At 58.9% G+C, this 11,662-nt stretch carries 8 protein-coding genes; 2 read left to right on the top strand and 6 right to left on the bottom strand.

The features are described from left to right. Positions 1-4 precede the first annotated feature (4 nt). Positions 5-1,954: an ATP-binding cassette domain-containing protein gene (locus tag QOL82_RS03380; RefSeq protein WP_283440836.1), complete on the top strand. Its 1,950-nt coding sequence runs from the start codon at positions 5-7 to the stop codon at positions 1,952-1,954. A 33-nt stretch (positions 1,955-1,987) separates the two neighbouring features. On the opposite strand, the gene QOL82_RS03375 is transcribed toward QOL82_RS03380, so the two are convergent. Both QOL82_RS03375 and QOL82_RS03370 read right to left on the bottom strand, forming a co-directional pair. Then, positions 1,988-3,352, bottom strand: coding sequence for a leucine-rich repeat domain-containing protein (locus QOL82_RS03375; protein ID WP_283440835.1), 1,365 nt, complete (start codon positions 3,350-3,352; stop codon positions 1,988-1,990). Between the two features lie 434 nt (positions 3,353-3,786). After that, a complete protein-coding gene (locus tag QOL82_RS03370) occupies positions 3,787-5,052 on the bottom strand; it encodes a leucine-rich repeat domain-containing protein (protein WP_283440834.1) in 1,266 nt (421 codons plus the stop codon). 186 nt (positions 5,053-5,238) lie between these two features. Between QOL82_RS03370 and QOL82_RS03365 the strand changes: the two genes are divergently transcribed. After that, entirely contained in the window at positions 5,239-6,072 is an 834-nt protein-coding gene (locus QOL82_RS03365) for a Rossmann-like and DUF2520 domain-containing protein (RefSeq protein WP_283440833.1), read from the top strand. A gap of 195 nt (positions 6,073-6,267) precedes the next feature. On the opposite strand, the gene QOL82_RS03360 is transcribed toward QOL82_RS03365, so the two are convergent. The 4 genes from QOL82_RS03360 to QOL82_RS03345 form a co-directional block, all read right to left on the bottom strand. Further along, positions 6,268-8,139: an ABCB family ABC transporter ATP-binding protein/permease gene (locus QOL82_RS03360; protein ID WP_283440832.1), complete on the bottom strand. Its 1,872-nt coding sequence runs from the start codon at positions 8,137-8,139 to the stop codon at positions 6,268-6,270. 107 nt (positions 8,140-8,246) lie between these two features. Beyond that, on the bottom strand, positions 8,247-9,317 hold the full coding sequence (locus tag QOL82_RS03355; RefSeq protein WP_283440831.1) for a serine/threonine protein kinase: 1,071 nt from the start codon (positions 9,315-9,317) through the stop codon (positions 8,247-8,249). A 983-nt stretch (positions 9,318-10,300) separates the two neighbouring features. After that, complete coding sequence (locus tag QOL82_RS03350; RefSeq protein ID WP_283440830.1) at positions 10,301-10,954, bottom strand: energy-coupling factor ABC transporter ATP-binding protein; 654 nt, start codon at positions 10,952-10,954, stop codon at positions 10,301-10,303. Further along, complete coding sequence (locus QOL82_RS03345) at positions 10,951-11,658, bottom strand: ABC transporter permease (protein WP_283440829.1); 708 nt, start codon at positions 11,656-11,658, stop codon at positions 10,951-10,953. The genes QOL82_RS03350 and QOL82_RS03345 overlap by 4 nt, the downstream gene beginning before the upstream one ends. Positions 11,659-11,662: the final 4 nt, after the last annotated feature.

Below are 11,662 nucleotides of genomic sequence, written 5' to 3'. Positions count from 1 at the left end.
AGCCATGATCCGTTTCCAGCAAGTCAGCCTGATGCGGGGCGTCAAGCCCCTGTTCGACAATACCGACCTGACCATCAACCCCGGCGAGAAGGTCGGCCTGGTCGGCGCCAACGGCGCCGGCAAGTCCAGCCTGTTCGGCCTGCTGCGCGGCGAGCTGCATGCCGACCAGGGCGACGCCGGCTTTCCGTCCTCCTGGCGGGTCGCCTACGTCGCCCAGGAAACCCCGGCGCTGGACCGCACCGCGCTCGACTACGCGATCGACGGCGACGCCGGACTGCGCCGGCTGGAAGCCGAACTGGCCGCGCTGGAAGCCGAGCCGGAAGGCGCCGACAACGGCCACCGCATCGCCGAACTGCACACGGCGCTGGCCGACGCCGACGCCTACACGGTGCGCTCCCGCGCCGAGCAGCTGCTGACCGGACTGGGTTTCACCCAGGAGCAGATGGGCAACCCGGTCGCCAGCTTTTCCGGCGGCTGGCGCATGCGCCTGAACCTGGCCCAGGCGCTGATGTGCCCGTCGGACCTGCTGCTGCTGGACGAGCCGACCAACCACCTCGACCTCGACGCCATCATCTGGCTGGAAGACTGGTTGAAGCGCTATCCCGGCACGCTGGTGGTGATCTCGCATGACCGCGACTTCCTCGACGGCGTGGTCAATGTCATCGTGCATATCGACGACCGCAAGCTCAAGCGCTATTCAGGCAACTACTCGGCCTTCGAGCGCCAGCGCGCCGCGCAGATGGTGCTCACCCAGAGCATGATCGAGAAGCAGACCCGCGAGCGGGCGCACCTGCAGTCCTACATCGACCGCTTCAAGGCCCAGGCCACCAAGGCGCGCCAGGCGCAGAGCCGGATCAAGGCGCTGTCCAAGATGGACGAGCTTGCGCCGCTGCGCGCCGCCGCCGAGTTCTCGTTCAACTTCCGCGAGCCGCAGAATGCCCCCAACCCGCTGCTGGTGATGGATGGCGTCGACGCCGGCTACCGCATCGAGCAGCCCGACACCCATGCGGTGACGACGAAGACCATCGTCGGCGGAATCACGTTTTCACTTCAGGCGGGCCAGCGCATCGGCCTGCTGGGCATCAACGGCGCCGGCAAGTCGACGCTGATCAAGACCATCGCCGCCGAGTTGCAGCCGCTGGCCGGCGATGCCCGTTTCGGCAAGGGCCTGGCCATCGGCTATTTTGCACAGCACCAGGTGGAAATGCTGCGGCACGAGGAATCGCCGCTGTGGCACCTGGCCCGCATCGCGCCGGATGTGCGCGAGCAGGAACTGCGCAATTTCCTGGGCGGCTTCAACTTTCCCGGCAACATGGTGACCAGCCCGATCGCGCCCTTCTCGGGCGGCGAGAAGGCGCGGCTGGCGCTGGCGCTGATCGTCTGGCAACGCCCCAACCTGCTGCTGCTGGACGAACCGACCAACCACCTCGACCTGGAAACCCGCGAGGCGCTGACCGAGGCGCTCGCACAGTTCGAGGGCACGCTGCTGGTCGTGTCCCATGACAGGCACCTGCTGCGCGCGACCACCGACGAATTCCTGATCGTCGCCGACGGCCGCCTGACGCCCTTCGACGGCGACCTCGACGACTACCGCGACTGGCTGTTCCGCACCAAGCTCGCCAACCGCGAGGCCGCTGCGGAAGCGCCGAAGGAAGCCGGCGGCGAAAACCGGCGCGGCCAGAAGCGCGCCGAGGCGCAGGACAGGCAGCGGCTGTCGGCGCTGAGAAAACCGATCGAGAACCGGATCAAGAAGCTTGAACAGCAGATGGAGGCGGCAACCGCCCGCAAGGCCGACCTCGACACGCGGCTGGCCGATCCCTCCGTTTACGAAGCCGGCAACAAGGATGCGCTGAGGACGCTGCTGGCGGACCAGGCGGCCTGCGCCCAGGCGCTGGAGCAGCTGGAAATGGAATGGCTGGAGCAGCAGGAAGCGCTGGAGACGGTGCAGGCGTAACGGACTTTTACGCTCTCATCCGTATCGGCCAGGCTACACCAATGGACCCGCCCGGACGATAGCGCGCATCGCCTCCTTTTTTCTGTCGCCAGCGGCAATCCGCGCGATAAAACCGGCAATCGACTGTCCCACTTCATCCGGAACCTGGACCGGCCATTCAGGCATTTTCGACAAGTCGCTCAATGCCTGCCCGGCGGCTTCGATCAATCCATTGGCCTTCACCTTGTCGCGGATTCGCCGGTCGACTGCCCCGGTTTCGCTGGTTTTTTCATAACCGCCCAAATTTAACCTGATACGCCTCAACGCCGTATTACTTTCCACCGCCGTCGCCAGGCTTTTCAAGCCGGCAGCCGACATGGAATCGGCAGGCAGGTCCAAGTCCGTCAGGGTCTGGTTGGACACCAGCCCATCGGCCACCGCATGGCCCAGAAGGTCGTACGGTTCATCGAGTGCGCCGGAGATCGACAGGGACTTCAGCCCGATATTGACCTTGAGCGCAGCGCCCACCAGGGAGAGTGCGTGGTCGGACGCATCGAAAAGATGGATTTGAAGTTCGGCCAGGTTCTTGCTCCGGCCAAGTGCGACTGAGAAAACCGCGGCGGTGGCGTCATCGAATGCATTCGAGTCCACGCAGAGCATGGAAAGTGATGGATGGCTGTCCAGAACATAGGCAATGGCCGTCATGCCTGCTGATCTCGCCCCCACATGGCGCAGGTCGAGCGACAGCACGCTCGTGTTTTCAAGGAGCCCCTTGCAAAGCGCCTGCACGCCTTCCTCTTCCAACGGGTTAAAGCCCAGATTGAGATCGACGACCGTGTTTGCCGCAAGCGCACTTGCCAGCAGGCCGGCGCCCGGTGGACCGATCTCGTTATCGCGCAGGTCGACCCTGACCTTGAACGGTATGGTTGTCAGCCACTCGGCGATCTTTGCCGCGCCGCCATTTCCCAGTTTGCAGTTGTCGAGGACAAGCGTGTCGGGAGCGGAATGGACCAGCAGCCAGGTCAACGCACCGAAAAGCCGGTTCGATAACAGGAACAAGGCGAGTCCCTTGTATTCCCGCGCAAGCACCGGGCGGTGTCCATCATTCAGGAAGCCCAGCACCAGTTCCCGGGTGACCGTTTTAGGCGCCTGCTTTGCCATATAGATCAGATGGCCGAGATAGCTGCTTGCGGGAACGTCGTGGTATCGCTCCAGCCAATGAGGGCCGCCAGCGGATGTTTCCGGCAGCGTAAATTCGTGGTGGTCGCACGGTGGAAGCGCTGAATCGCGTAATTGCTGCAGCCTGATATCCGGCGGAACCGGTGTCGACGGTAGGCGCAGGCTGGATGACGACGAACTGGCATCGGAAACGGAAACGGGATAACCGGTGGGGCAAATGGAACGGACTGGATCACTCATTGCTTGCTTTCGTCGGGTTAGATGCGGTGGAACGCGCTGGCATTGGATGAATTTGCGGGGCATTAAGTGACCCCGCTTACTACGCGGTTCCGCAGACGCATGCTGCTATCGATTGCATATGCGCTGATCGCCAAGCTTTACTGTTCCTGTACAAATGGGATGCGCGAACCCGGCGGCTCTGCCTGGATCACGCACTTCATCGCCGCCGGCCTGTTTTCATCGACCGCTAGCTGCGCTACGAATCCGGCAATGGACCGCCCTATTTCGTCCAGAATCGCAACTGGCAACTCAGGCTGACGTGAAAGGCCGGTCTAGGCTTTGCCGGCTGCTTCGATCGATGCATTTGCCCCGAGCTTGTCCTCGATCTGCTTCCCAGCCGCAGCCGCGCGGCTGTGGATCCGGCCTGCCCCATGCGCACGCCAGACTGGCCACACCTAGACCCTGCGCCCAGGGTCGGCCAATACATTCCCGCCCGCTTCGATCAGCCCGTTCGCCATGACCTTGTCCTGGATCCTTTTGTCGAATACGGCAGCTTCCTTGTTACTTTCATAGAAGGACATGCCGCATCCGAACGCGAGGAGTGCCGTGTTCCGATCGACCGCCTCGGCTAGCCGCTGGCCGGCCTCGGACGTAAGCGACTGCAGATTGCCTTCGAAGTGCGTCAGCGTGCGGTTAACCGCCAGCGCTTCCGCGAGCGCCAATGGCAGGCGTTGCTGCTCGAATCCCAGTCCAAAAATCGTCATCGATTTCAATGCGGTATTGGTTTTCAGCGCGCTGACCAGCATGGAAAGACCGGCATCGGACGCGTCGAGGTGCCTCATGACGACGCTGACCAGTGTCTTGTTATGCGCCAGCGCGTCGGCCAGAATTGCCGCTGCGGCGTCATCGAACCGCATGTCGCTGATGGAGAGGGTGCTCAGCGACGGATGGATGCCGAGTATGACAGCGACTGCCCGCACGCCGGCAGATCCCGCGCCGACGGAGGAAAGTCCAAGCGAGAGCATGCTTGAATTGTCCAGCATTGCTTCGCAAACAGCCTGCATGCCCTCTGCGCCGAGCGGGTTTGCACCGAGGTTGAGCGCTGCAATGGTATTTGCCTTCAATGCCGATGCCAGAAAGCGAACGCCTGCGGCATCGATACGGTTGCCCGAGAGGTCGAGCCTGATCATGAACGGCAGGGACGTGGCCCATTCGGCAATCATTCCCGCATGCTGATCAAGCAGATCGGCATGCCCCAGGTCAAGCGTGGGCGGGTCGGACTGGGCAACCAGCCATGTCAGCGCCCCGAGGAGCTTGTTGTTCAGCAGAAAAAGCGCAAGCGCCTTTCGTTCAATGTCTGCCTCCGGACAGCGACCGGTATCGAAAAAATCCTGGACGGTTTCTCTTGTCGCCATCAGTAATAGCCGGTGATGCTCGCCGAGCAATTCAACCGCCTTCTCAGAAGGCTCGTACCGGCACGCTGCCCTCTCGGCGTCCAGACGGACTTCGATCTCGGCGAGGCGTGTAGTCTGCGCAGCGGCCAGGTCGGGCAAGTCGTAGCTGGCACGGTCGTGCGGGGGACGGCTGGCCGCGCGCAGTTGCTGGATAATCATCGCCTGCGTGGTCGGTGCGGGCGGCACGGGACCGGTGGGGGAAGATTTGTGGGAATCGGTTAGCGACGAAATGCTCTTGGGCCGGGTGGCGCTGCCTGCATCGAACATGATTTTTCTGGGCCAGTTAAAGAATGCAAGAACGGAAGGATGAGGGGAAACGCCGCCGGCGTTAACAGGTGGTCGGTAACAGCGCATACGCCTGAGTTCATGATGCGATAGCGGTTCGCCGCGATCAGGGCGGAGGCATGGCGGCCCCGGTGCTACACTCGACGGCTTCCCTTCCGACCGTAAGACATGCAGCCAACTCTCAACATCATAGGCAGCGGCCACCTTGCCCAGACGCTGGGCAGGCTCTGGCAGGGCCATCGCAGCCTCGAACTCCGCGACGTGCTGAGCCGCAACGCCGGCAATGCCAAAGCCGCCTGCGCATTCATCGGCGGCGGCCGGCCGGTCGATGATTACGCGGACCTGTTTGCAGCCGATATCACGCTGATCGCAACGCCGGACGACCAGATCGCCGGCTGCTGCGAACAGCTGGCGGCAAGCGGCGTCATCCGGCCGGGCACAGTCGTGTTCCACTGTAGCGGCGCCCTTCCCTCCACGGTGCTGGCGGCGGCCGCGGAGCGCGGCGCGCTGACTGCCAGCATTCACCCAATACGCAGCTTCGCATCGCCGGAACAGGTGGCGCAGTCGTTTGCCGGTACCTGGTGCGGCGCCGAAGGCGACCCGGCCGCGCTTGCCGTGCTGCGACCCCTGTTCACCGGCATCGGCGCGCAACTGGTGGACATCGACCCGGCGGCGAAGACCGTCTATCACGCCGCGGCGGTCTTCGCCTGCAACTACCTGGTGACCCTGCTCGATGTCGCGCTGCAGGCCTATCGCCATGCGGGCATACCGGAAGCCGTCGCGATGCAGATGATGGCGCCGCTGGTGAACAAAACCGTCGAGCAGACGTTTAACGCTGGAACCACGGCGGCCCTTTCAGGCCCGATTGCACGCGGCGACATGGCGACGGTGGCGACGCAGCAGGCGGCGGTCACGGCGTGGGATGCGGACAAGGGCGCGTTATATGCGATGCTGGCGAAGGAGACGGTCGCGCTGGCGCGGCGAAGGACTACTGAACGATGACGGGCCGAAGGCGGTGGACGTCATAGAGGCGGCCTGGATTGTCGGATTCGATTACAACCGACAGCCGCCTTCCGCCATAAGCCAGCTCAAGCATGCGCTGATCACTTCGCGCGGGCTACGGCAAGCATTTCGCAAGACCGCAGCCAGGCCGTCGTCGAGAACTGAAACGCGCCAGGAGCGCCTTTCCCTGCCCGCTCAGGTCGCAACGACATCGCGTTCGGCATAGCGCCCATTCTGCTGGGCAAACCACAATGCGGCGTAACTCTCGCCCCTGGCAAGCAACTCCGCATGCGTTCCGCGTTCGACGATGCGCCCCTGGTCCATCACCAAAATCTGGTGGGCATGGATGACAGTGGACAGCCGATGCGCAATGATCAGGGTTGTTTTCTTCTGCACCAGATAGTCGAGTTCGAGCTGGATCGCCTGCTCTGCCCTGGAATCGAGTGAAGACGTCGCTTCGTCGAAAATCAAAATTTCGGGATTTTTAAGCAAGGCACGGGCAATGGCGATACGCTGTTTTTCCCCGCCGGACAGTTTCAAGCCGCGCTCGCCCACCATGGTTTCATACGCTTGCGGGAGGCTCACAATAAATTGATGAATATGCGCGGAGCGCGCTGCAGTTTCGATTTCAAGCTGACTTGCTCCCACCTTGGCATAAGCGATATTGTGCGCAATCGTGTCGTTAAAAAGCACAGTGTCCTGAGGGACGATGGCAATGGCTTGCCGCAGGCTAGCTTGCGTTACCGAACGGATGTCTTGTCCATCGATTAAAATCTGTCCGCTTTCGACATCGTAGAAACGGAATAACAGTTTTGCCAACGTCGATTTTCCTGCGCCGCTATGTCCCACCACGGCGACCGTATGACCGGCAGGAATCGTGAATTCAACTCCATGCAGAATCTTCCTGTCACCCCGCTGATAAGAAAAATCGACCTGCCTGAAATGAACTTCTCCCCCTTGGCACTGCAGGGGAAAAGCCGAAGGATGATCGGTCACCTCGGGCTGGCTATTTAATATCTGGTACATTTTCTCCAGATCGATCAGGCCTTGCTTGATTTCACGGTAGGTGACGCCAAGCGAACTCAGTGGCACATACAATTGCGCCAGGAATGTGTTGATCAACACCAAATCACCCAGGCTCAGGGTATGTTGAACAACACCGCTCGCGGCATACCACAGGACCAGAACCATCGCCACTACGATGATCAGCTGCTGCCCGGCGCTGAGAAATTTGAACGAATGCAGGACCAGACTTGCAGCCTTTTCTTTCTCTTCCAAAATAGCGTCGTAACGCTGCCTTTCATAAATCTCGTTATTGAAATACTTGACCGTTTCAAAATTCACCAGGCTGTCGGCTGCACATGCTGCTGCCTGCGCATCAAACAGGTTGAGCTGGCGTTTATAATGGGTGCGCCAATTTGTAACCACGACAGTAAACAAGACATAGGCAGCCATGCTGACTGATATGATGATAAAAAACTGGAACTGGTAATGCCAGGCCAGATAGGCAAGCACCAAGGTAATCTCAATGATTACGGGCAAAATATTACCCAGAAAACGACTCATTGATGTTTTAATGCCAGCCATTCCCAAGCTAATTTCGCGCGTGATTCCTCCACTTCGCCGACTGAGATGAAAATTCAGACTGAGCGTGTGCAGATGATGAAATGTATTTGAAGCGACAATACGGGTGGTTGCCCTATTGACGTGATCAAATAAAACGTCGCGCATACCGCCAAAAATATTTACTGCCAGACGCAACAAGCCATACGTACAAATTAACGTTATGGGCACGACCAGCAGTGCGGATTGAGATCCCCTAGCGTAAAAATAATCGATAATATGCTTGAATGTAATGGGTATCATCAGGCTGGCCAGTTTCACGCAGACCAGGCATAACATCGCGAGCAACACGCTTTTTTTATAGATCAGGATATAGGGCAAAAGAGTACGGATAATGACCCAGCCGGAATACGGCCCGCTGTTTTCTTTAAAAAACATCTCTCTGCCTGACCTTTCACGAGGTGCTTTGCTGGCATAAACAGGAATCAACTTAGGGTCTGCCATAAATGATCGCTGCCCGAGTGCAAACTCGGATCAGATGGCATCGTTGTCGCGTCCTGAAGTACGTCTTCACTCTGCTCCTGGCCGGAATCTTTACAGTTTCCCTGGGTTCATTTTAATTTTGCGATCAATGAACCGGGTTTCATTGTCTTGCTGAACCAATGCGAAAAGCGGCGGACGAGTTTTCTTTTCGTGGTGGGTGTATGGTTGGTCCTGCATTCCAGCAAGCGCTGCTGCAGGACTGCCATCGTTTGGGGCCGTTGTTCACGATCGAGGTGAAGACACCACTCAAGCAGGTCAATAAGATCGCTGGAATACCTGGTGCGGAGTAGTTTGAAGGTTTGGGGCAGTCTGTCATGCGTTTCGCGTTGATGCGCCGATTGCGGTGGAAAGCCGCACATGCATGCAAAAATTGTTGCTCCTATGCCGTAAGCATCGGTCCATGGCCCCATCCAGGCTAGTCGCCGCTGTGTTAACTCCGGCGCTGCGAATCCTTGGGTGGATACCCAGTTCAAATGTCTCCGGTTTTTTTCCTGGGTACGCCGGGCCGCACCGAAATCAAGTAGAAAGGGAGTGCCATCATGGCGTAAATAGATGTTTGCGGGCTTTAAGTCCAGATACAGGAACCCCTGATCGTGCAGCATGCTTATCGCATCAATCACGTTAAATAAAATTTTTTTAATCAAGCGCTCTCCAACAACCTGGCGAGAGCCAATTATTTTCTTTTTATAGCATCGGTAGTAAAGGTAGGCATGCAGTAAAGAATCTTCCTTGTAACCCAACTTCCTGTATAGGCGACGCGATATAACGTCTTTCAATGAGGACCCAGGCTCATAATTTGTGACCAGATAAAAAGTATTATGCGCACGAAAGAAATCAATGAGGCGCACGATCCCGGGATGCGTTACTTGGGACAGAGTGCGATACTCTGAAAGGAAAGTTCTCAAAGACTGGCGAAATTCGCCAGCATTCTTGGCCGGAATGGTGAGATCGATTTGCGCCTCCTTCCGCAGGGACAGTTTATGCGGCAGGTATTCCTTGATTGCGACCAGCTGATCGTGCTGGTTTTTCGCAAGATAAACGAACGAGGAACTACCGCGTGCAATCATTCTGACGATCTGGTAGCTCATCAATTCGGTCGCGTCGGGCAGGGGAAAATTCGGAGCATTCTTTTTTTTCACTATGATAGCTCCCGAATCTTGTGTTTAATTCAGCGCGGCGCTAATGACTAGACTAGGAATATATTTTTCTTGTTTCCATAATGAAGTGAGGATCCAGCACGAGCGACATCCATGCAATGTATGGTTCCCCCCTAAGGCAGGAACCATAGCCATGCTTAGCTTACCCTAAACAATCAGGCTTATTCTGCACCAGAATCAGGCGCATCTTCCGAGGATGCCGACTCCTCAGAACCGACTTCCAGCAACTTTGCTTTCAGAGCGTCTTTCATTTCCAGCACTTTTTTAGCCAATGCAGTCATGATATTTTCCCTATCAAGGATTTTTGCAAAACAAATTGTTCTGCAAAAGACCGTGAAACAAATCACAGCCTTTTTGAACAATATCGGCCAACTGCAGGACACCCAATAATTGTTAATTTATCTTAATAATATTATTACCGCCATGCCATGCAAAATAAGCTTTCGCCAGGCATGGAAATAACTTATCGTCGCGACTCGCCCGATCGCGCATCATCTTTCGGCATGTTTTTCAGTGAAAGTTGGCGGGCGGCGGTCAGCCAGTAGAATTCAATTGCTCCCAACAATTTTTCCCGACTATTGATACCAGCAATTTATTTGAATTAATTATCGCCTTCCATTTCAGCACCATTTTCAGGTGGCTTCCCATGGACCGTTTATCGAGAAAAACATAGGATTAATATAGGAAATAATTCGCCCAGCGTAATCAGCAGCATTATTTTGGGAGATAAAGGCTGTCATCGCGGGATGCTGGGTCGTAATAGTCCGGGCTGGCAAGAAATTGTATGGATGGGTGCGGGTGCGGTCGGGGAACACCCTGCGATCGGCCACGCCGGGTTGGCCGGGTTCGCGTTGATCCCCTGCTGGTCAGGCCGGGGTGGCGCAGCCTTATGTCGTCCGATGTTGACTTTCATGCCTGGGCGACCCTACCCGTCCACTCGTTCCGCGTCGCCTCGGGTTCGCGTTCTAACGCAAGGTCAGGCGTCCATCTCTCAGCTTCATCCGCCGCACGCCGGGCAGACCGATAAGATCACGGTCATGGCAGGCCATCACCACGCTGACGCCGCTGTCGAGCAGCGTCGGTATCAACGCGATCACCGCTTCGCGCGCCTGTCCGTCGAGATTCGCGGTAGGCTCATCGAGCAGCAATAAGCGCGGCTGCAGCACCCTGGCCCGCGCCAGCGCGACGCGTTGTTTCTCGCCGCCGGACAAGGTCTGCGGCGGGCTGTCGCGCAGATGGCCGATGCCTGCCCAGTCCACCGCTTCCTCTACCCTGCTTCGTATTTCATCGCGCGGCAGGCCGCGAGCCTTCAGGCCATAGCCGATGTTGTCGGCCACGCTCGTTGAAAACATCACCGGATGCTGATGCACATAGGCGATCGCATCCCGCATGCTGCGCGGATACGGCGCCAGCGACAGCGGCTCGCCCAGAAAGCGCAGCCCCCTGACCTCTGCACGCTCCAGCCCGCACAGGATGCGCAGCAGCGTGCTCTTGCCCGCGCCGTTGGCGCCGGTCAGCACATAGGCGGCGCCGGTCTCGATTTCCAGCCGGTCGATATCGAACAGGCGCCGGTCGCCGAATCGCTTGGTGAGGCCCCCGATTTCCAGCAACATGCTCATCGCACCGCCGGCGCCGCGTGGGCGTCGCCCTGCAGCAGCATCAGGCCGGCGTTGATCACCAGCGCGATGCTGACCAGCACGATGCCCAGCGCGATGCCCTGCGCGAATTCGCCCTTGCTGGTCTCCAGCGCGATGGCGGTGGTGATGGTGCGGGTTTCGCCGGCGATGTTCCCGCCCACCATCATCGCGCAGCCGACCTCGGAGATCACCCGCCCGAAGCCGTTGATCACCGCCGCCATCACGCCGAAGCGCACTTCATGCAGCACGGTGAGCATCACCCGCCAGCGCGACGCGCCCAGCGTGATGGCGGTCTCCGCCAGGCGCACATCGGCGGCCTGCACCGCGGCCAGCGTGAAGGCGACCAGCACCGGCAGCGCAATGACCACCTGCCCGGCGACGATGCCGGATTGCGAGAACAGCCAGCCGAGGTCGCCCAGCGGGCCGCGGCGCGACAGCAGCAGGTAAAGCAGGAGGCCGATCAGGACGGTGGGAAGCGACAGCGATACCTGGGCGAGCCAGATCGCGATGCGGCGTCCGGGAAAGGCGTGGGACGCGATTGCATAGCCGCAGCCGACGGCCAGCGGCGTGGCGATCAGCAATGCAAGGACGGTGGTCTTGACCGACACCCAGATGATTTGCCACAGCGTTGCGTCGCCCGAGACCAGCAGCGCGAACGCTTCCTTGACGGCCTCGATCAGCGGCATTGCA

The organism is Noviherbaspirillum suwonense (assembly GCF_900182955.1).
Taxonomy (GTDB): Bacteria; Pseudomonadota; Gammaproteobacteria; order Burkholderiales; family Burkholderiaceae_D; genus Noviherbaspirillum_A; species Noviherbaspirillum_A suwonense.
Note: the sequence above shows the minus strand (reverse complement) of the source record. Positions and strands in the feature narration are given on the sequence as shown.

Excerpts from the sequence above, each read along its gene's own strand:
- QOL82_RS03380 (WP_283440836.1), top strand. The coding sequence starts at position 5 with ATGATCCGTTTCCAGCAAGTCAGCCTGATGCGGGGCGTCAAGCCCCTG.
- QOL82_RS03375 (WP_283440835.1), bottom strand. The coding sequence starts at position 3,352 with ATGAGTGATCCAGTCCGTTCCATTTGCCCCACCGGTTATCCCGTTTCC.
- QOL82_RS03370 (WP_283440834.1), bottom strand. The coding sequence starts at position 5,052 with ATGTTCGATGCAGGCAGCGCCACCCGGCCCAAGAGCATTTCGTCGCTA.
- QOL82_RS03365 (WP_283440833.1), top strand. The coding sequence starts at position 5,239 with ATGCAGCCAACTCTCAACATCATAGGCAGCGGCCACCTTGCCCAGACG.
- QOL82_RS03360 (WP_283440832.1), bottom strand. The coding sequence starts at position 8,139 with ATGGCAGACCCTAAGTTGATTCCTGTTTATGCCAGCAAAGCACCTCGT.
- QOL82_RS03350 (WP_283440830.1), bottom strand. The coding sequence starts at position 10,954 with ATGAGCATGTTGCTGGAAATCGGGGGCCTCACCAAGCGATTCGGCGAC.
- QOL82_RS03345 (WP_283440829.1), bottom strand. The coding sequence starts at position 11,658 with ATGCCGCTGATCGAGGCCGTCAAGGAAGCGTTCGCGCTGCTGGTCTCG.